Below are 18,803 nucleotides of genomic sequence, written 5' to 3' on the forward strand. Positions count from 1 at the left end.
CGCGCCACGACCCGCGCCCTTGCCGCTTCAAACACAGCACGCTATGCAGGCTCGCAACCACGATTAGGAGTGCCACTAATGACCGACCTGCCGGGCATCGTGATCACCGGGGCCTCGGGCCGTATGGGCCAGATGCTGATCCGCACGCTGGCCGAGAGCCCGCGCGCCCGTCTGATCGGCGCGCTCGAGCGGCCCGGACATGCGTGGATCGGACAGGACGTGGGCCGCGCCATGGGCGGGGCCGAGGTGGGTGTCACGGTGACTGACGACCCGCTCGAGGTGATCGTGCGCGCTCATGCGCTCATCGACTTTACAGCCCCCGCCGCCACGCTGGAATTCGCCGTTCTGGCCGCTCAGGCGCGGGTGGTGCATGTGATCGGCACCACCGGTTTTGAGGCAGATGACCTCAGACACCTCGACGCCGCCGCGCGCCATGCGGTCATCGTGCGTGCAGGGAACATGAGCCTTGGAGTCAACCTCCTCACGCAACTGACCAAGCGCGTGGCCGCAGCCCTCGACGAGGATTTCGACATCGAGATCATTGAAGCGCATCACAATCAAAAGGTCGATGCCCCCTCTGGCACGGCGCTCATGCTGGGCGAAGCGGCGGCAGAGGGGCGCGGGGTCACGCTCGACCACGTCAGCGACCGCGCCCGTGATGGGATTACCGGCAAACGCATGCGCGGGCACATCGGATTTTCCGCCATTCGCGGCGGCGACATCGTGGGCGAGCATGATGTGATTTTTGCAGCCGCAGGCGAGCGGATTGTTCTGCGCCATATCGCGACCGACCGCGGGATCTTTGCACGCGGCGCGCTCAAGGCGGCGCTCTGGGGACTGGGGCGCAAGCCGGGCAGCTATGACATGATTGACGTTCTGGGCCTGTCCGACAACTGATCCAATGGCTGCCCTCGTGCGTACCCCTGTCACATCACTCAATGTGACAGGTGAATATCATGCGTTCGATCTTCGTTGTTTTACTGAGCTTTGGCCTCTCAACGGCTGCAGTGGCAGAGGGATTTGCACCTGTCACCGAGCGGGAACGCTTTGTGTCTTTGATCGAAGGCAGAGACCTGACGCGCTTCGGAATTACGCTCAACGTAACCAAGGACGGTCAGATCAAAGGCCGCGCCTTCGGACGCGACGTGACGGGGGCCTGGAAGTGGAATGGCGACTATTTCTGTCGCGATCTCTACTGGGGCAACATGGACCTCGGTCCCAACTGTCAGGCCGTGCGCGTCCAAGGCAACACGGTCCGCTTCATATCAGACCAAGGCGCTGGACAGTTCGCCGATCTCAGCTTGGAATGATCGCACGCTCTCAGGTCGATCAAAAGTCGATGGCGAGACCCTTCTTCTCCCAATCTCCATAGCGCACTGGCTCCAAGCCTTCTTGGCGCCCCCCAAGTTCTTTGGGCAAGGCCAACGTCTCTGCTAACTTCCGTCGTTCCTCGGCTTCAGCAAGAGCGCGCTGTGCGGCGGGCGGCAAATCGCGGGGCTTAGCGCTGTCATCGCATGTCATGGTCGGGCTTTCCTTGTCATCTCCCCCCTGATATATCGCGCAGCCAACCCTTCGCCAAGGACAAGGCCATGAAAAAGCCCACCCTCACCGCCCGCTCTGCAGCGGTTCATCTGCTCGACCGGGTGTTGGGAGAGGGACGGCTCATGTCCGAATTGATCGCGGGTGGGGCGCTTGATGCGCTCTCACCGCCCGACCGCGCGCGCGCTCAGCGGCTTGCAACAGACACGCTCCGTGGGTTGGACCGCGCCGACCGGCTCTTGTCACGACACCTGCGCAAGGCACCGCCCTTGCCCGTGCAGAACGTCCTGCGTCTGGCGACCGTGGAACTTGCACAGGGCGGCGAGTCGCATGGCGTGGTCAATGAGGCGGTTGAGACAATAGGTCAAAGCCCGCGACACGCGAAACTCAAGGGGTTGGTCAATGCCGTGCTGCGCAAGATGACCGAAGAGGCCCCCCGCAGTTGGAACGACCTGCGCCTGCCAAGCCTTCCGACATGGCTACGCGCGCCACTGGTCGACGCATGGGGCAAGGGCCCGGTCGCCGCGATGGAGCGCGCGCATTTCGCGGGTGTGCCCCTTGATATCACGGTGAAATCTGACCCCGAGGCATGGGCCGAAAGGCTCGGAGCTACGCTGTTGCCGACCGGATCTCTACGGCGCACAGATCCGGGGCAGGTCTCTGCTCTTCCTGGCTATGCCGAAGGGGAGTGGTGGGTGCAGGACGTCGCCGCTGCCCTACCCGTTGCAGTGCTGGCCCCAAAGCCCGGAGAACAGATCCTGGATCTTTGCGCTGCTCCGGGAGGCAAGACGCTGCAAATGGCTGCGGCAGGCGCAAAGGTGACCGCCCTCGACCTGTCAGAGCGTCGGATGGCGCGCGTGACAGAGAACCTCGACCGCACCGGGCTGACCGCCACCTGCATCGTGGGCGACGCCCTCGATCATCACGGCGGGCCCTACGATGCAATCCTGCTTGATGCACCTTGTTCGGCCACTGGCACCATTCGACGTCATCCAGACCTGCCTCACGCCAAGGATGGCTCGGATTTTGGCGCGCTCATCGCGTTGCAGGCGGCGATGTTGGATCATGCCCTGACGCTTTTGAAACCTGAAGGGCGGCTGGTCTTTTGCACCTGTTCACTTTTGCCAGACGAGGGCGAATGCCAAGTGGAAGAAGCGCTTGGTCGCCATCCAGACCTGACTGTTGACCGCACCACTCTCCTCCGCCCCGGAATCGAGCCCGGTTGGGTCACCGAAGAAGGCGGATTGCGACTGCGTCCCGACTACTGGGCCGATCTGGGCGGCATGGACGGCTTCTTCATCGCCTGCTTGCGGCGGTGAAGACCGGCTTTCCGCCGTAAAGAAACGGTGACTTGAGCCATGCCCGTGGCTATAGTGGAGCCATCAACGCCGACAGAAGCGTCCAGAGGCACGGCACATGTCCACATCCGATCTCATTTCAGAGCGCTGGCCAGAGCGCTGGTCGCGCCTGCTGAACCGACTCGCTGCGCGGCGCGCAGCGCTCAGCCGCCCCGCAACGGCATTTCTGTCACAACCCGAACCCCGCAGCATCGGCTATCTCGCCCGAGGGCGACAGCTTTGCGCCGGTAATTTCGTCTTTGCCGGCCATCTCGTCGAGGCTCCGAACACCAGTATCTGGGATATCGACCCGCCGGACGCCGGATTTGCGGCGGAAATGCATGGCTTTGGCTGGCTCGATGATCTGGCCGCCGCTGGAGATGCGGCAGCGCGCAGCCATGCTCAGTCTTGGCTCTGGGCGTGGATTTCCCGCTACGGCAATGGCTCGGGACCGGGATGGACGCCAGACCTGACCGGACGCCGCCTCATCCGCTGGATCAGTCAGGCGCTCTTTGTCCTGAGAGGTCTGCCGTCCGAGGCCTCATCGCCGTTCTATCGCTCGATGGCGCAGCAAACTGCGTTTCTTGCCCGTCGCTGGCCGGCGACACGCCCCGGACTTCCACGGTTCGAGGCGCTGACAGGTCTCATCTATGCAGGCTTGTCTCTGGAGGGGATGCAGTCCCAGTTGGAGCCGGCACTGGCGGCACTTGCGCGCGAATGTGAGTGCCAGATCGACTCTATGGGCGGATTGCCCACACGCAATCCCGAAGAGTTGCTGGAGGTGTTTACTCTGCTCACTTGGGTCGCAATGGCCCTTAGCGAATCTGGCAGAACCGCAGGTGAGGCGCACTGGCGCGCCATTGAGAGGATCGCCCCAACGCTGCGCAGCTTGCGTCACGCTGATGGCGGTCTGGCGCGGTTTCATGGTGGCGGGCGGGGGTTGGAGGGGCGGCTCGACAGTGCATTGGCCACCAGTGGCGTAAAAACCCGACTTGCCGACAAATTGGCGATGGGATTTGCCCGACTGAGCTCTGGCCGAACCAGCGTCATCATCGACGCGGCCCCGCCCCCGATCGGTGCGGCCTCTGCGGGCGCGCATGCGTCGACGTTAGCGTTCGAGCTGACTTCGGGGCGTCGACCGCTGATCGTGAACTGCGGCTCGGGACATAGCTTTGGTCCCGAATGGCGACGCGCCGGTCGCGCCACTCCATCCCATTCCGCCCTCGTGCTGGCCGCAGGGTCGAGCGCGCGATTGAGCAATGACAAACGGCACCCTGATTGGCTGAGCGAGGCGCCACGTTCTGTTCAGGTGAATCAGTCCAAGGCTCCGGACGGCGTTCGGTTTGAGGGGGCGCATGACGGCTATGTCCGCGGGCACGGCCTGACGCATGTCCGTCAACTGGACCTGACCGCCGACGGGCGCGGGTTGGCTGGCGAAGATATGCTGTTGGCCATCGAAGAACCGGAAAAGCGGCAATTTGACCGTGCCCTCGATGAAACGCGCATGCATGGGATTCCATATGACGTTCGGTTCCATTTGCACCCGGATGTGGACGCGTCGGTCGATATGGGCGGGGCTGCGGTGTCTTTGGCATTGCGCAGTGGTGAGATTTGGGTATTCCGCAGCGACGGGCACGCCGCTTTGTCCTTGCAACCGAGTGTGTATCTTGAAAAAACGCGCCTCAAACCGCGTGCGACCAAACAGATCGTTTTATCCGGTCGCGCGATGGACTATGCGACCCATCTGAGATGGTCACTGGCCAAGGCGCAAGATACCCCGGTTGGCATCCGCGATGTCAATGAGGACGCGCTGGATCCCGTGGCCGACGAGTGAACCGACAAGGCAGGACCGCCCGACATGACCGACCACGCGCCCATCACCCGCGCCCTTCTCTCCGTTTCCGACAAGACCGGGCTTCTTGAGCTTGGCCGTGCGCTGGCTGCGCGCGGGGTTGAACTGCTGTCCACAGGTGGCACCGCCAAGGCACTGCGCGAGGCCGGGCTTGCGGTGCGCGACGTGGCCGAGGTCACGGGCTTTCCCGAGATGATGGACGGGCGCGTGAAAACGCTGCACCCGATGGTGCATGGCGGCCTTCTGGCGCTGCGCGACAATCCCGACCATCAAGCGGCGATGCAGGCGCATGGCATCGGGCCTATCGACCTCTTGGTGGTCAATCTCTACCCGTTCGAGGAAACCGTGGCACGCGGCGGCGACTATGACGACTGCGTCGAGAATATCGACATCGGCGGCCCGGCCATGATCCGTGCGGCGGCCAAGAACCACGCCCATGTCGCCGTGGTGGTGGATGTCGAGGATTACGACACGCTGATCGGTGACATGGACCGGCACGGTGGCGGCACCTGCCCGAATTTCCGCCGCAAACTGGCACAGATCGCCTATGCCCGCACCGCCGCCTATGACGCGGCGGTCAGCACATGGCTCGCGGGTGCCATTGGCGATGCGGCCCCGCGCCGCCGCGCCTTTGCCGGAACGCTGGCGCAAACCCTGCGCTATGGCGAGAACCCGCATCAGGCGGCGGCCTTTTACACCGATGGCTCGGATCGGCCCGGCGTGGCCACCGCCCGGCAGGTGCAAGGCAAGGACCTGAGCTACAACAACATCAACGACACCGACGCGGCCTTTGAACTGGTCAGCGAATTCGCCCCCGCCGATGGCCCCGCCTGCGCCATCATAAAACACGCCAACCCCTGCGGTGTGGCCCGTGGCGCGACCCTGATTGAGGCCTATAAACACGCCTTCGACTGCGACCGTACCTCCGCCTTTGGCGGCATCATCGCGCTCAACCAGCCGCTCGATGCCGTCACCGCCGAGGAGATTGCAGAGATTTTCACCGAAGTGGTCATCGCCCCCGGCGCGGATGCTGGTGCCATGAGTATTTTCGCCAAGAAAAAGAACCTGCGCCTGCTCTTGACCGAGGGGCTGGCCGATCCCGCCACGGCAGGTCGGATGATCAAACAGGTGTCGGGCGGCTACCTGGTACAGGACAAGGACAGCGGCCACATCAACGCGGCCGATCTCAAGGTCGTGACCAAACGCGCGCCCACAACGCGCGAACTGGCCGATCTGCTCTTTGCCTGGAAGGTGGCAAAACACGTCAAATCCAACGCCATCGTCTACGTCAAGGACGGCGCGACCGTGGGTGTCGGCGCCGGCCAGATGAGCCGGGTGGACAGCTGCCGCATCGCTGCGCGCAAGTCGGTGGACATGGCCGAGACCCTTGGGCTGGCCGCGCCGCTGACCCAAGGCAGCGTCGTGGCCTCGGATGCGTTCTTTCCCTTTGCAGATGGCCTGATGGCCGCCGCCGAAGCGGGTGCCACCGCCGTCATTCAGCCGGGCGGCTCGATGCGCGACGACGAAGTGATCGCGGCGGCGGATGCGGCGGGGTTGGCCATGGTCTTCACCGGCATGCGCCATTTCCGGCACTGACGCGCCGATGCGGATCGTTTTCTGGACGGCGTTCTGGGTGTTCCTGCTGGATCAGGCCAGCAAATACTTGGTGGTGCATGTCATGGACCTGCGCACTTTGGGCGCGATTGACGTCTTGCCGCCCTTCATCAACCTGCGCATGGCATGGAACTACGGAATCAATTTCGGAATTCTAGCGGGCGACGGTCCTCTTACGCGTTGGGTTCTGATTGTTGTGGCGGTCGTCATCTCAGGGGCCGTGCTCTGGTGGGTGCACACCGATCCCGCTGGTCGCTGGCACCGTTTCGCCGCAGGCTTGCTGGTGGGGGGGGCGCTCGGCAATGTGATCGACCGGCTGATTTACGGCGCCGTTGCGGACTTTCTCAACATGTCCTGCTGTGGCATCAACAATCCCTTTGCCTTCAATGTCGCAGATATTGCGGTGTTTGTCGGAGCATTCGGTATGGTTCTGCTGCCATCACGCAAAAAGCCCTCGTGACCTTGGGCTTTGAATGCGATAAGGCTCTAGGGATTTTGCAGGAGAGTGGCGATGACGATGCCGCATAAGACAGTTCTGAGCCTTTTGGTGGTGACCGTGTTGGCCGGATGCGGCGGCCGCGATGACGTCACACTGAGCCGCATCCGCCATACCGGAAACGGACCTGATGAGTTTTCGATCATTCCCAGCAAACCTTTGCAAACACCTGAGAGTTATGCCAGCCTACCCGCTCCAAATCCGGGTGGTGCCAACCTGACGGACCAGAATCCACTCGCGGATGGGGTGGTTGCGTTGGGTGGAAATCCTGCGGGCGGCGCAACAAACAACGGCGCACTTGTCAATCACGCCAACCGATATGGTGCAGCGCCAGCCATTCGCCAGACACTTGCTGCTGAAGACAAGGAGTTGCGTCGTCAACACGGGCGCGTAGACGTTCTGCGGTTCTTGCCCGGTGATGATTACGTACAGGCCTATCGCCGCGATTGGTTGGACGCCTATGCCGAAGAAGAGCGCTTGCGTAATCGCGGCGTGCTGACCCCAGCCAGTCCTCCAGCACCCGAGTGATTGGGGCGGCGCTTGAAACGGCGCAGCCAAGGCGTATCTACTAGATCAGATGCCCAACATCGACCGGAGACCGTTTATGCGATACATTCTCGCCTGCCTGACATTGGCTATAACCACTCTGGCTGCCCCCGTTTCACTGGCCTCGACCGACGATAAGGTGACGACATTCACGCTCGACAATGGGCTTGAGGTCGTGGTGATTGAAGATCACCGCGCGCCAGTTGTGACCCAGATGGTGTGGTATCGTGCAGGATCGGCCGATGAAAGTCCGGGCGTATCCGGTGTGGCCCATTTTCTTGAGCACCTGCTTTTCAAAGGCACCAAGACCATGGAGCCCGGTGAATTTTCGTCAACCGTGGCGCGCAACGGCGGTTCGGACAACGCCTTTACCAGCTATGATTACACGGCCTATTTTCAGCGCATCGCCTCCGATCGACTGGAATTGGTGATGCGTATGGAAGCCGACCGCATGACCAATCTGCAACTGGACGAGGGAGATATCGCAACCGAGCGCGATGTTATCATCGAAGAGCGCAATCAGCGGGTGGAAAACAGCCCCGGCGCGCTTTTTCGCGAACAGAAAAGTGCCATGCAATATCTTAACCACCGCTACGGCGTGCCAATCATCGGCTGGCGTCATGAGATGGAGGCGCTCGACCTTGATGCGGCCCTTGATTTTTACCGCGAGTATTACGCCCCGAACAACGCCATTCTGATCGTTGCTGGTGATGTCATGCCAGAGAACGTGCGCGAATTGGCTGAGACGTATTATGGCCCAATACCGGAAAATCCCGACCTTCCAGAACGGGCCCGCCCTCAGGAACCGCCTCAATTGGCGGAACGTCGGATGACATTTCGTGATGCCCGCGTGTCCCAGCCCTATGTAACGCGGTCCTATCTCGCACCAGAGCGTGACAGCGGCGCGCAGGAAAAGGCCGCCGCACTGACCTTGCTGGCTGATGTTCTCGGGGGTGGCCAAACATCCATTCTGGCTGAAGAACTCCAATTCCAGACTAAGACAGCGGTTCAGGTCGGGGCGTCCTATTCCGGGTCATCTCTGGATGACACGACTTTTGATCTCTACGTCGTGCCCGCCGCAGGGGTCACTTTGGAGCAAGCCGAGGCGGCGATGGACGAGGTGTTGACCGAGTTTCTCGAAACCGGGGTGAACGCAGAGCAACTCGACCGCATAAAGATGCAGTTCCGAGCCTCTGAAACCTATGCACGGGACGATGCCGGCGGCCTTGCCAATCGCTATGGTCAGGCACTGACCCAAGGACTGACAGTCGCCGATGTTCAATCCTGGCCTGACGTATTGCAAGCCACTACGGCAGATCAGATCATGCAGGCTGCACGCGAGGTGTTTGATCGCACCCAATCCGTGACAGGCTGGCTCATGGCCCCGGAGGTAACGCAATGATCCGTTTCGTACTGAGTTTTGTGATCCTCCTTGCCGCGCTGCCCGCGCGCGCAGAGGTTGACGTCAAGGAAATTACGTCGCCCGGTGGTTTGGACGCATGGTTGGTCGAAGATCATTCGATCCCATTTGTTGCACTGGAGTTGCGGTTTCGCGGTGGAGGATCCCTCGACCCACAAGACAAGCGCGGCGTGACGAATTTGATGGTTGGGTTGCTCGAAGAAGGTGCAGGTGATCTCGACGCGCAGGGTTTTGCCCGTGCGGCAGAGTCGCTCGCAGCAGATTTCAGGTATTCTGTGAATGACGATCAAATCAGCGTTTCGGCCCGGTTTCTGACCGAGAACCGCGATCAGGCGCTTGATCTTCTCCGCACCAGCCTTGTGCAGCCACGCTTTGATCAGGACGCAATCGAGCGGGTGCGCGGCCAGGTTGCATCAGGCATCGCATCGTCGCAAACTGACCCGCGTGATATTGTCGGCAAGGCGTTTGACAGCCTTGTTTTCGGCGAGCACCCCTATGGTTCCTCCCTTGAAGGCACACTCGAGAGTGTTGGCACACTGACACGCGAGGACATCTTGGCGTCTCATGCCGGGGCCCTTACCCGCGACCGTCTCTATATCAGTGCCGTGGGCGATATCACTGAGGGGGAACTCGCGTCCCTAATTGATGACCTTCTTGGCGCATTACCCGAGACAGGTGCCCCACTGCCTAATCCAGTTGATCCCAATCTGCCCGGCGGCGTTCAGGTCATCGACTTTGCGACGCCGCAGTCCATTGCAGCCTTTGCGCAAAAGGGTATCGACCGGGATCATCCAGATTTCTTTGCCGCCTATATCCTCAACCACATCCTTGGTGGGGGCGGGTTCGAGAGCAGGCTGATGACCGAGGTACGCGAAAAGCGCGGACTAACCTATGGAGTCTATTCCTACCTCGCCGACAAGGACGCGGCCCAACTCTGGATGGGGTCCGTGGCCTCTGCCAATGACCGTGTCGCCGAGGCAATTTCCGTGATCCGCGCTGAATGGGAGCGTATACGTACTGAGGGCGTGACGCCCGAGGAACTGGAGAATGCCAAGACCTATCTGACGGGTGCCTACCCGCTGCAATTCGAAGGTAACGGCCCGATTGCCGATATTGCGGTCGGCATGCAGATGGAGGGATTGCCCACTGACTACATCACCACGCGCAACGACAAGGTCAACGCCGTAACCCTTGAGGACGTGAATCGCGTTGCGCGCGATCTGCTCACGCCCGAATCGCTGACCTTTGTCGTGGTAGGACAACCTGTAGGCCTTGAAAGCACCGTCAACTGACACGACCGAATGCCCCGCGCCCCTAACCCGGACCCAAACCTGCACGTGTCAGGGCATATTCCAGCGGTGAGAGATCGGAAACGTGCAGGCGCACTGGCAGGGTCAGTACCTTGCGGCGGAAGTCTTGCGGCAGGCGCACGGCATCTTTTTCCGTTGTGACCAGTTGCGCGCCGAGGTTCGTCGCCTCACGCTCGAGCCGCGCCAAGAGGGCTTGGCTATAGGGCTGTTGATCCTCGAAGGACTCGCAACGCACCAGTTCCGCCCCTAATCCGCGCAAGATCGCAAAGAACCTGCCCGGATCGCCGATACCGCTAAAGGCCAAGAGTCGTGATCCCGGCCATTCCATTCCGGTCTGGAGTGGGTGTAACTCGCCCTGCAGATGCGGCAGATTGATGTGCTCGCCCCATAGCTCAGAAAATCGGTCCTGAGCGCTTTTGGGGCCTATGGAGAGCAGGAGGTCCGCGCGAGTGAGACCTCGTTTCACCGGCTCTCGCAGCGGACCCGCGGGGAGACATCGACTGTTCCCAAATCCGCGCACCGCATCAACCACGACGATGGAAATGTCCTTGGCCAAGGATGGGTTCTGAAACCCGTCATCCATTACGATACAATCGAATGGGGCCCCGCCTTTTCGATCAGCCGACAGGATCGCCCGCGCCCCTTCTACCCAATCTCGCGCAGACCAAGTCGGTGCGAAATCTGCGGCGAGCAACGGGCCGTCCCCGACGTCTGCCGCGGTATGGTGGCGCGGGGCCACTTGCACCGGTCCTCGGAGTAATCCCGTCTTACCCCACGACAAGATTGCCGGCTCATGGCCCATGCGATGAAGATGCGCCACCACAGCCAGAACTGCAGGCATCGTGCCTGTGCCGCAAAAATTGAGATTTCCGATACAGATTACCGGCACCGGCGCGCGCCAATCGTGGCCCGTAGCCAACCGTCTCGCCGTTGACCGCGCATAGAGCATTCCCAAAGGTGCGAGCAACCGCGCTCGCAAGCCGGGGCGACCAGGCGGATTGTACCAATAGGCGGGGGGTCTCATTTCTCGGCCTCTAACCGATCCAGGCGGTCCAACAGCATATCCTGAATGCGGTCGGTCACAGCGGCTCCTTTGGACGCCACATCCCACGCGGCATGCGCCATTACCGCCGCCTGATCGGGAGCAATCAGGCGCTGAACCGCAGCAGTCAGGGTTTGGCTGTCTCGGATAATCCGCGCTGCCCCGGCTTCGGCATATCTGGAATAGCGATTCAAATATCGACCCACATTTGGTCCATAGAGGATCGCCGACCCATGCGCCGCAGGTTCGTTGGGATCGCGGCCATGTTGACCAGAGACAAGCGATGATCCCATGAAGGTCACGGGCGCCAAGCGATACCAAAGCCCCATCTCGCCCGGTGTGTCCGCGAGAATCACCTGCGTCGTTTCACTTGGCAACTCACCCTCAGACCAGACCGACGTCCGCCAGCCTTGTAGATTGAGGATGGCACGGATCTCGTTGCGATCATCATTCAAATCCGGAACGATGATCAAAAGGCTCCGATGCGCGAGGCGACTCACTTCTCGGTGGGCCTCAAGGACGGTTTCCAACTCTGCTCTTTGGATTTGCGAGGCAAGCCAGATCGGTCGGCTACGCAGTAGTCCTGCCATCTCTTCACGTTCCGAAGAGTTGTAGGGCAAGATCATGGCCCCCTCTTGAAACGGCCCGGTCACAGACACAATCCGCTCTGGCGCCCCAAAACGGCGTACCAACCTTGCCGCAGTTTCGGTGCGGGTCAGTATCTCTGTAAAGAGCCCCAGCACAGCACGAGGCATGTCCGGGAACCAGCGCCAACTCGCACGCTCAAGATAGGTTTCATCGGCGTCCACCAGATAAAGCGGAATCCTCTGCCTTGACGCGCAAATCAAAAGGGCTGGTCTCAAATCTCCACCGGTCCAAACGCAAATGTCAGGGCGCCAATGCGCCAAGAATGCTTCTGCAGCGGGGAGGTTATCCTCTGGTACGGGTTGCCAAAGGACGGGGCCACTGGTGCTCACCCGAGCCGGAGCCGCGCCCGAGGTCGTCAACAAAAGTCGCAACCCTCGACGCTGACTTGCCAGCCGTTCCGCCAGGTGCACCAGCGTATCTGCTCGGGCCGCATCAACCGCATGCGCCCATATCAACGGGCCTTGAGGACGAGGCTGGTCTGGAACATCGCCGGGACGCCCGGCGCGCCGGGCATATGCGAGATAAGCCGCAAGGCTGAGCGAGCGGCTCATCAGGATTATTCCGATACTAGGCCGCGCGAGACGTCGGCCCCGTGAGTGCAATGCATGGCGTGAGGAGCAACACACAGATGTCCGCAAAGCAAATAAAGGCTGTCAATCATGGCCATTCCTCAAGATGTCGCAGGTTGCGCGCACCGTATTCCTTTGCACCCGCTCGTCAAGCATTGCCCACGAGTTCAGACCAACCGCCTTGAAAATACGCTGGTTGACGCAAGTTCTGGAAACCTTCGGAAAACCGAGGTCGTCAAATCCCAACTTTAGATCACTAACGCGCCGGAAGATCCCCATAGCCAAGAGCGGTTGCAAGGGCCGCTAGAGCTGGCGCAATCAACGCCTCAGGGTCAAAGATGGTCACTGGTACGCCAAGCTCTGATAGAGCGTGCGAATACTGCATTGCACATGCGCTATCCGCAATCAAACTAACGCTCTGTCCCAACCAATAGGGCCTTGCCGCGGCAAGTTCTGCGCCCAATAGATGGCCGCTCACGGCTGATGTACTATTGGTCACCTGGGCCGAGCGCAGCTGCGCGGCAAGACGCTCAGGCCGGGTTAAGGTATCTGAGATGGCTGTTTCACAAAAGCTAGAGGCGCCACCAAGGGTAGCGATCAAGCGAGGTGTGAGAAAGCTCTGAGAACTGACAGCCTCACCGGCGCTCAGATGCAGCCAGTGGTGTAGATCGCGCAAAACCACCCAGGCAACCCCATCCCAAGCGCTGCGCACACTTAACAGTCCGATCAACAGAAAACGCACCCAACCGTCGATCACATCCGGCGGGCTATCTTGTACGAAACCTGCTAACCCGTGGCCTCCTTGCGGCAAAACTCCGGTGGGAATACTGCCGGATTGCCCCTCTCCGATACGGTACAGTATCCGAACCGCCGGATTGATCTGCGCAAGTAAGGTTGCGGACTCAGGAGCGGTTAGAGAATGGGTCACCCGCGACCCGCGCAACACAAAGGCACGGGCGGCATGACCGTCATGGCCGATAACGGCCCAATCGGTCATTGGTTGCGTTCAAGCTGCGCAATCAGGCCAGACATGTCGTAGCCTGCTTTGGACGTGGCGCGCAGAACTTCGTCGCCTCCCAACTCAGTGAATTTGGTCATGCTCCAGAGCATCGTGCAACGCGTTCCTGTTCGGCAATAGGCCAAGATCGGCTTGGGGAGGTCCTCAATGGCAGCACGAAAGGCATTGAGATCAGCGTCGGTCATCTGTCCCGATACGATTGGCACTGCGCGAACCTCGAGTCCGGCAGCCTTGGCCGTTGCGGCAACCTCATCATAACAGGTCTGGCCAAAGTCCTCGCCATCAGGACGATTGCAAAGGATCGAACGAAACCCAGCTTCGACGATTGCAGGTACATCCGCACAGTCAATTTGCGGTGAGACAGTAAAATCTTGGGTGATCGGGCGCAGGTCCATCAGGCTCTCCTAGAGGGTTCGCGCCATCATATGCGCAAATCCACAGTTGAGTTCAATGGCGCGCGCAAGGACCGTGGCAGAGAGGCGCGCGGCAATAGGTCTCGCCAGTTTGCGAAAGAATCTTGCAGGACGGGTCGAATTTGGTGGAAATTTGGCGCGTTCGGCTCGTGAATCCCGTGAATCCGGGAAAACTGTAAATAAAACCTTTGGTAGAGTGACGTACCGGGTAGCAGTCTTGACACCCGGAAATACAAAAACAGCGAGGGAGATCTTGTTATGTCTGGAAAATTCGTCGTCGGCTACGACGGCAGCGTTTCATCAAGGCGTGCGCTTGAATTCGCGGTCGATCGCGCACGCGCTCAGGGAGGTACGATAATTCTGGCACATGTGCTGGAATGGTCACCTTATTCCTTTCTCACCCCGAGCGAGTTGGAAGAACGGCACAAGCGTCGTCGCGAAGAGATGGAACGCGCCGAAAAGGCAATCACCTCGACGGTCGTCGCCGAGTTGCAGGACGCGGGCATGCCGGTCGAAGCAGTGATCCGTTATGGCAACACAGCAGATCTCCTTTGCCGGATCGCCAAGGAGCACAATGCGGTTCAGATCGTGATTGGAAGGGACGGTCAATCGGCGATTGGCGCACGGGTTTTCGGCTCTGTCGCCGGTGCACTCGTTCAAACCGCGCCGGTGCCCTGCACCATCGTTCCGTAACAAAAAGAAACAACAGGGATGACAAAGATGTATCGACATGCATTTCCTGCGGCGTTTGCCGCAGTTGGGGCAGCGTTCTACTCCGCACCTGCCTACGCGCAATCCATTGATGAGAAGGTCAATCAGATTTTCGCCAACTCGACAGGCTGGTTTGTAAATCTGATTTTTTCCAACTTTCCAGGGACCACATTTCCGTGGATCGTGGCGTGGCTGGTGATCGGCGCGACCGTATTCACGCTCTATTTCGGCTTTATTCAGTTCCGGGCGATCGGCCATTCCATTGCGCTCGTAAAAGGTGACTACTCCGACCCCAACGATGCCGGTGAGGTCAGCCATTTTCAGGCGCTCGCGACCGCCCTCTCGGGCACTGTCGGCCTTGGCAATATCGCAGGCGTCGCCGTCGCGGTCAGCATCGGCGGCCCCGGAGCCACCTTCTGGATGATCCTTGCGGGCCTTATGGGTATGGCGTCTAAATTCACCGAATGCACCTTGGGCGTAAAATACCGCAACGAATACGCGGATGGGCGCGTTTCGGGCGGCCCGATGTATTACCTGACCAAGGGCTTTGCCGAACGCGGTGTGCCGGGCGGCAGGATCCTCGCGGTGCTCTTCTCGATCTTCTGCATCCTCGGTGCCCTTGGCGGCGGCAATATGTTTCAGGCCAATCAGGCACATCAGCAGATCGCAGGCATCGTCGGGGCCTATCCGGGCTGGATCACTGGCGTGATCTTTGCCGGTGTGGTCTTTGCGGTGATCGTCGGCGGCCTAAAATCCATTGCCAGCGTGACCGAAAAGGTCGTGCCCTTCATGGGCATCCTTTATGTCGGCACGGCGCTCATTATCATCGCGATGAACGCGGATAAAATCGGCTGGGCCTTTGGGCAGATTTTCGACGGGGCCTTTACCGGGCTCGGCGTCGCCGGCGGCATGGTCGGCGCGCTGATCCAAGGCTTCAAGCGGGCGGCCTTTTCCAACGAGGCAGGCGTCGGTTCCGCCGCAATCGCCCACTCGGCGGTGCGTACCAAGGAACCGATCACCGAAGGCTTCGTGTCGCTGCTTGAGCCCTTTATCGACACGGTGGTGATCTGCACCATGACGGCCCTCGTGATCATCATCACCGGACAGCTTGTGGCGGGGCCGGATGGCAACTACCTGCTCAACGAGGCAGGCACCGCGATCCAGACCGTTGGCGGCACCTCGGGCGTTGGCCTCACCTCAGCGGCCTTTGGCAGCGCGATCAGCTGGTTTCCCTACATTCTGGCCGTGGCGGTCGTACTTTTCGCCTTCTCGACCATGATCAGCTGGTCCTACTACGGTCTCAAGGCCTGGACCTACCTCTTCGGCGAAGGCGAGACCAAGGAACTGGTGTTCAAGGTGATCTTCTGCATCTTTGTCGTGATCGGGGCTGCCGCAAATCTCGGTCCGGTGATCGACTTCTCGGATGCCGCGATCTTTGCCATGGCGGTGGTCAATATCATCGGGCTCTATATCCTGATGCCCATCGTCAAGCGCGAGCTTGACAGCTACCTCAGCCGCCTGAAATCCGGCGAGATCAAGAAGTTCGAGTGACTTGGCCGCAAAGGTAAAAATGACGAAGGGCCGGGAAATTCCCGGCCCTTCGATCTTTTGACGCGTACCGATCCCTGCCCGCTCAGGCCGCTGCGAACCCGGCATCAAGCGACGACAGGATCACATCGATCTCAGCCTCGGAAATCACCAGAGGCGGCGACATCAGGATATTATGCGCCCCCAGACGCACCATCGCCCCCGCCTCATAAGTCGCCTGATGCACCCGCTTCATCGTCGCGGCATCCATGGGCGTCTTCTTGGCGCGGTCGCTGACCAGTTCGATCCCCATCATCAGCCCATGACCGCCCCGCACATCACCGATGATGTCGTATTTCGCGGCCAGTTTCTTGACCCCCTCATAGAGCTGCGCGCCGCGCACGGCAGCATTGCTCTTGGTATCCAACCGCAGCGTCTCTGACAGACAGGCCACCACTGCCGCCGCCCCCACGGGATGCGCCGAATAGGTGTAGCCGGTCCAGATGTTGCCCTCTGGACCCGCCTTCTCGAACACATCCGCCACCTTGTCGCCCAAGACCACGCCACCTACCGGAAAGTAACCGCTGGTGATGCCCTTGGCGATGGTCATCATGTCGGGCTGCACGCCCCAATGCCGCGCCCCGGTCCAATCGCCGGTGCGCCCGAATCCGGTGATCACCTCGTCAGAAATCATCAGGATGCCGTAGCGGTCGCAGACCTCGCGCATATGCTTCATGAATGATGCATCCGGCACGATCACGCCGCCTGCCCCCTGAATGGGCTCCATGATAAAGGCGGCAATGGTGCTCGGATCCTGAAACTCGATCTCGTCCACCATTGCAGCGGCAATCTTTTCCGCCAGCTTGGCGCCATCGGCCTCATCGAACGGGTTGCGATAGGTATAGGGGCTGGGCAGGTGGAAACAGCCCGGCAAGAGCGGCTCATAGGTGATCCGGAACCGGTTGTTGCCATTGACCGAGGCACCGCCCCAATGTGTGCCGTGATAGCCTTTCTTCAGGCTCAGAAACTTGGTCCGTGTGGGTTCGCCGCGCAGGCGGTGATACTGCCGCGCCATTCGCAGCGCCGTATCCACGCTATCCGACCCGCCCGAGGTGAAGAATACCCGGGTCATTCCATCCTCGGCAAAGAATGCCTGCACCGCATAGGACGCTTCGATCGCCGCCGGGTTGGTAGTACCGGCAAAGGCTGAATAATATGGGAGTTGCCAAAGCTGATCGGAAATCGCCTGTTTCACCACATCGTTGGAATAGCCAAGATTGACACACCACAACCCACCCACAGCATCCACGGGGTCATGCCCGTCTATGTCTGTGATCCGCACACCTGCCGCACTCTTGATGATCTTGGGCGCGTTGGCCTGCATCTCTCCCGGATGCCCCATTGGGTGCCACAGGTGGCGGGCGTTCATTTCACGCAAGAAATTATCGTCTTTCATGGGGGTGCTCCGGCAGGTGTAATTTGATCAAATCCTGCCACTGGCGCGAAAGACTGTCCAGAGGGATAAATGGCCGGGACAATCAATCCCGACCCATCCTGCCCCAAGCGCATTATTCTGCCAGTTTTTCGTCGATGATGGCCCGGAGCTCGTCATAGGCCATATTCGCATACTTCTGTTCGTTGATCACCAGCGTGGGTGTTGAAGTCACCTCATGCGCTTCGGCATTTTCCTGATACCACGCGACCAACGTCTTGGCCTTTTCGTTGTCATTGAGACAGGCGTCGAGAGCATCAGGCTCTAACCCTGCAACTTTGCCGATGCGACGCAAGTTGTCAGCGATCTCCGCTGGTTCACCTTTGGTCCATTCGGCCTGCTGCTCATAGATCATGTCCGAAATACCAAAAAACTTCTCGGCTCCACCACAGCGGGCCACCATTGAGGCCCAAAGACCGAAACGGTCAAAATAGACATCCCGATAGACGAAATGAACCTTATCGGTGTCGATGTAATCGGCTTTGAGTTGCTTCAGCGGCCCTTTGTGGAAATTCGCACAATGCGGACAGGTAAAGGACGCATATTCAATGATCGTCACCTTCGCATCTTCGGGGCCCATCGTCATTTCGACGATCTGAGATGTATCGGGGGCTGCCTCCTGCGCCATGGCAGCGCCGGTCAGCATGGCAAGGGCAACTGCCCCAGTAGCGATCAATTGTTTCATCACGTTTTCCTTGGTCCGATAGGGAATTTCAGCGTTGCGATTTAACTAGCACGTTGCGCGCCAGAGTTTCCAGCGCTGCCCGCAATCCTTCATCCGCAACAGGCGCGGCCAGGCTTGTGGCGGCCTCAAGCGTTTCGGCGGGCACTGAGGGTTGAGCTTTGACCTTTGCCCGGTGGTTGAAATCCACTTGCCCTTCGGCAAACCCGACAGGGGCCGTCTGAGTGATCCGAATACGAGCGATTGCGTTGTAGCCATAGACGGCATTGACCCGTTCCCGCAGCTTTTCCTTCTGCATGTCCAGCATCGGGGCTTGCGCGCCCGTGGTCAGGAGGGTCAGCGTCGCCCCCATTCCTTGCCGCGCATAGGATACCTCGACCGGGCGCGCCACGGCGGCGATCTCATCACCCACCACTTCGGCCCAATGGGTCAAAAGCCGCGATTGCGCAAAGCCACGCGTTTCAGAGGCGCGGCGGATGCTGGTTTGCAACAGCGCCGAGGTGCGTTTGAAACCGTATGTTGTTGCCTTGCGGCTGGTCATGGTTGGCACTCTCCTCACTGGCGCTAACTTATGCCATGTGTCAGGG

19 protein-coding genes are annotated in these 18,803 nt (G+C 60.2%); 11 read left to right on the forward strand and 8 right to left on the reverse strand.

Annotated elements, in window-relative coordinates:
• The first annotated feature begins 78 nt into the window (after positions 1–78).
• Both dapB and VR71_RS01810 read left to right on the forward strand, forming a co-directional pair.
• Complete coding sequence (gene dapB / locus VR71_RS01805) at positions 79–897, forward strand: 4-hydroxy-tetrahydrodipicolinate reductase (RefSeq protein ID WP_045680678.1); 819 nt, start codon at positions 79–81, stop codon at positions 895–897.
• Between the two features lie 59 nt (positions 898–956).
• Complete coding sequence (locus tag VR71_RS01810) at positions 957–1,310, forward strand: hypothetical protein (RefSeq protein WP_045680680.1); 354 nt, start codon at positions 957–959, stop codon at positions 1,308–1,310.
• A gap of 19 nt (positions 1,311–1,329) precedes the next feature.
• Here VR71_RS01810 and VR71_RS01815 read toward each other — a convergent pair whose 3' ends face one another.
• Positions 1,330–1,521, reverse strand: a complete 192-nt coding sequence (locus VR71_RS01815; RefSeq protein WP_009817482.1) for a DUF1674 domain-containing protein — start codon at positions 1,519–1,521, stop codon at positions 1,330–1,332.
• A gap of 68 nt (positions 1,522–1,589) precedes the next feature.
• On the opposite strand from VR71_RS01815, the gene VR71_RS01820 reads away from it, so the two are divergent.
• From VR71_RS01820 to VR71_RS01850, 7 genes are all read left to right on the forward strand, one after another.
• Positions 1,590–2,858 (forward strand): RsmB/NOP family class I SAM-dependent RNA methyltransferase, encoded by a 1,269-nt coding sequence (locus VR71_RS01820; protein WP_045680682.1) that lies wholly within the window; start codon positions 1,590–1,592, stop codon positions 2,856–2,858.
• A gap of 97 nt (positions 2,859–2,955) precedes the next feature.
• Entirely contained in the window at positions 2,956–4,710 is a 1,755-nt protein-coding gene (locus tag VR71_RS01825) for a heparinase II/III family protein (protein WP_009817480.1), read from the forward strand.
• Positions 4,711–4,734: 24 nt separating this feature from the next.
• Positions 4,735–6,324, forward strand: a complete 1,590-nt coding sequence (gene purH, locus VR71_RS01830) for a bifunctional phosphoribosylaminoimidazolecarboxamide formyltransferase/IMP cyclohydrolase (protein WP_045680684.1) — start codon at positions 4,735–4,737, stop codon at positions 6,322–6,324.
• Positions 6,325–6,331: 7 nt separating this feature from the next.
• A complete protein-coding gene (gene lspA / locus VR71_RS01835) occupies positions 6,332–6,802 on the forward strand; it encodes a signal peptidase II (RefSeq protein WP_045680687.1) in 471 nt (156 codons plus the stop codon).
• Positions 6,803–6,853: 51 nt separating this feature from the next.
• Entirely contained in the window at positions 6,854–7,366 is a 513-nt protein-coding gene (locus VR71_RS01840; RefSeq protein ID WP_009817477.1) for a DUF3035 domain-containing protein, read from the forward strand.
• A 76-nt stretch (positions 7,367–7,442) separates the two neighbouring features.
• The gene (locus VR71_RS01845; RefSeq protein ID WP_296429688.1) at positions 7,443–8,786 is read left to right on the forward strand and encodes a pitrilysin family protein; all 1,344 of its coding nucleotides are present in this window, start codon (positions 7,443–7,445) and stop codon (positions 8,784–8,786) included.
• Positions 8,783–10,096 (forward strand): pitrilysin family protein, encoded by a 1,314-nt coding sequence (locus tag VR71_RS01850; protein ID WP_045680689.1) that lies wholly within the window; start codon positions 8,783–8,785, stop codon positions 10,094–10,096. Before VR71_RS01845 ends, VR71_RS01850 begins: the two co-directional genes overlap by 4 nt.
• A 22-nt stretch (positions 10,097–10,118) precedes the next feature.
• Here the strand turns inward: VR71_RS01850 and lpxK are convergent, their stop codons facing one another.
• From lpxK to VR71_RS01875, 4 genes are all read right to left on the reverse strand, one after another.
• A complete protein-coding gene (gene lpxK / locus VR71_RS01855; protein WP_045680691.1) occupies positions 10,119–11,138 on the reverse strand; it encodes a tetraacyldisaccharide 4'-kinase in 1,020 nt (339 codons plus the stop codon).
• Complete coding sequence (locus VR71_RS01860) at positions 11,135–12,355, reverse strand: glycosyltransferase N-terminal domain-containing protein (protein ID WP_045680693.1); 1,221 nt, start codon at positions 12,353–12,355, stop codon at positions 11,135–11,137. Before VR71_RS01860 ends, lpxK begins: the two co-directional genes overlap by 4 nt.
• 274 nt (positions 12,356–12,629) lie before the next feature.
• The gene (locus VR71_RS01870; protein ID WP_009817472.1) at positions 12,630–13,370 is read right to left on the reverse strand and encodes a 2-dehydro-3-deoxygalactonokinase; all 741 of its coding nucleotides are present in this window, start codon (positions 13,368–13,370) and stop codon (positions 12,630–12,632) included.
• Positions 13,367–13,786, reverse strand: coding sequence for a TIGR01244 family sulfur transferase (locus VR71_RS01875; protein WP_009817471.1), 420 nt, complete (start codon positions 13,784–13,786; stop codon positions 13,367–13,369). The genes VR71_RS01870 and VR71_RS01875 overlap by 4 nt, the downstream gene beginning before the upstream one ends.
• Positions 13,787–14,062: 276 nt before the next feature.
• On the opposite strand from VR71_RS01875, the gene VR71_RS01880 reads away from it, so the two are divergent.
• Positions 14,063–14,497, forward strand: a complete 435-nt coding sequence (locus tag VR71_RS01880; protein ID WP_009817470.1) for a universal stress protein — start codon at positions 14,063–14,065, stop codon at positions 14,495–14,497.
• Between the two features lie 27 nt (positions 14,498–14,524).
• Positions 14,525–16,066, forward strand: coding sequence for a sodium:alanine symporter family protein (locus tag VR71_RS01885; protein WP_045680696.1), 1,542 nt, complete (start codon positions 14,525–14,527; stop codon positions 16,064–16,066).
• An 82-nt stretch (positions 16,067–16,148) separates the two neighbouring features.
• Here the strand turns inward: VR71_RS01885 and VR71_RS01890 are convergent, their stop codons facing one another.
• The 3 genes from VR71_RS01890 to VR71_RS01900 all read right to left on the reverse strand — a co-directional run bounded on the left by VR71_RS01890 (position 16,149) and on the right by VR71_RS01900 (position 18,757).
• On the reverse strand, positions 16,149–17,498 hold the full coding sequence (locus VR71_RS01890; protein ID WP_045680698.1) for an aminotransferase class III-fold pyridoxal phosphate-dependent enzyme: 1,350 nt from the start codon (positions 17,496–17,498) through the stop codon (positions 16,149–16,151).
• Between the two features lie 112 nt (positions 17,499–17,610).
• Positions 17,611–18,219: a DsbA family protein gene (locus VR71_RS01895; RefSeq protein WP_045680700.1), complete on the reverse strand. Its 609-nt coding sequence runs from the start codon at positions 18,217–18,219 to the stop codon at positions 17,611–17,613.
• Positions 18,220–18,247: 28 nt separating this feature from the next.
• A complete protein-coding gene (locus VR71_RS01900) occupies positions 18,248–18,757 on the reverse strand; it encodes a DUF721 domain-containing protein (RefSeq protein WP_009817466.1) in 510 nt (169 codons plus the stop codon).
• Positions 18,758–18,803 lie beyond the last annotated feature (46 nt).

Origin of the sequence: Roseovarius sp. BRH_c41, from assembly GCF_000961715.1 — a bacterium.
Lineage (GTDB): Bacteria > Pseudomonadota > Alphaproteobacteria > Rhodobacterales > Rhodobacteraceae > Roseovarius.

Bases quoted from the DNA above. Each gene is read 5' to 3' on its own strand.
- VR71_RS01870 (WP_009817472.1), bottom strand. From the start codon at position 13,370: ATGACCGATTGGGCCGTTATCGGCCATGACGGTCATGCCGCCCGTGCC.
- dapB (WP_045680678.1), top strand. From the start codon at position 79: ATGACCGACCTGCCGGGCATCGTGATCACCGGGGCCTCGGGCCGTATG.
- VR71_RS01815 (WP_009817482.1), bottom strand. From the start codon at position 1,521: ATGACATGCGATGACAGCGCTAAGCCCCGCGATTTGCCGCCCGCCGCA.
- VR71_RS01880 (WP_009817470.1), top strand. From the start codon at position 14,063: ATGTCTGGAAAATTCGTCGTCGGCTACGACGGCAGCGTTTCATCAAGG.
- lspA (WP_045680687.1), top strand. From the start codon at position 6,332: ATGCGGATCGTTTTCTGGACGGCGTTCTGGGTGTTCCTGCTGGATCAG.
- VR71_RS01885 (WP_045680696.1), top strand. From the start codon at position 14,525: ATGTATCGACATGCATTTCCTGCGGCGTTTGCCGCAGTTGGGGCAGCG.
- VR71_RS01840 (WP_009817477.1), top strand. From the start codon at position 6,854: ATGACGATGCCGCATAAGACAGTTCTGAGCCTTTTGGTGGTGACCGTG.
- VR71_RS01895 (WP_045680700.1), bottom strand. From the start codon at position 18,219: ATGAAACAATTGATCGCTACTGGGGCAGTTGCCCTTGCCATGCTGACC.
- VR71_RS01850 (WP_045680689.1), top strand. From the start codon at position 8,783: ATGATCCGTTTCGTACTGAGTTTTGTGATCCTCCTTGCCGCGCTGCCC.
- VR71_RS01820 (WP_045680682.1), top strand. From the start codon at position 1,590: ATGAAAAAGCCCACCCTCACCGCCCGCTCTGCAGCGGTTCATCTGCTC.
- purH (WP_045680684.1), top strand. From the start codon at position 4,735: ATGACCGACCACGCGCCCATCACCCGCGCCCTTCTCTCCGTTTCCGAC.
- VR71_RS01875 (WP_009817471.1), bottom strand. From the start codon at position 13,786: ATGGACCTGCGCCCGATCACCCAAGATTTTACTGTCTCACCGCAAATT.
- VR71_RS01900 (WP_009817466.1), bottom strand. From the start codon at position 18,757: ATGACCAGCCGCAAGGCAACAACATACGGTTTCAAACGCACCTCGGCG.
- VR71_RS01845 (WP_296429688.1), top strand. From the start codon at position 7,443: ATGCGATACATTCTCGCCTGCCTGACATTGGCTATAACCACTCTGGCT.
- VR71_RS01825 (WP_009817480.1), top strand. From the start codon at position 2,956: ATGTCCACATCCGATCTCATTTCAGAGCGCTGGCCAGAGCGCTGGTCG.
- VR71_RS01810 (WP_045680680.1), top strand. From the start codon at position 957: ATGCGTTCGATCTTCGTTGTTTTACTGAGCTTTGGCCTCTCAACGGCT.
- VR71_RS01890 (WP_045680698.1), bottom strand. From the start codon at position 17,498: ATGAAAGACGATAATTTCTTGCGTGAAATGAACGCCCGCCACCTGTGG.
- VR71_RS01860 (WP_045680693.1), bottom strand. From the start codon at position 12,355: ATGAGCCGCTCGCTCAGCCTTGCGGCTTATCTCGCATATGCCCGGCGC.
- lpxK (WP_045680691.1), bottom strand. From the start codon at position 11,138: ATGAGACCCCCCGCCTATTGGTACAATCCGCCTGGTCGCCCCGGCTTG.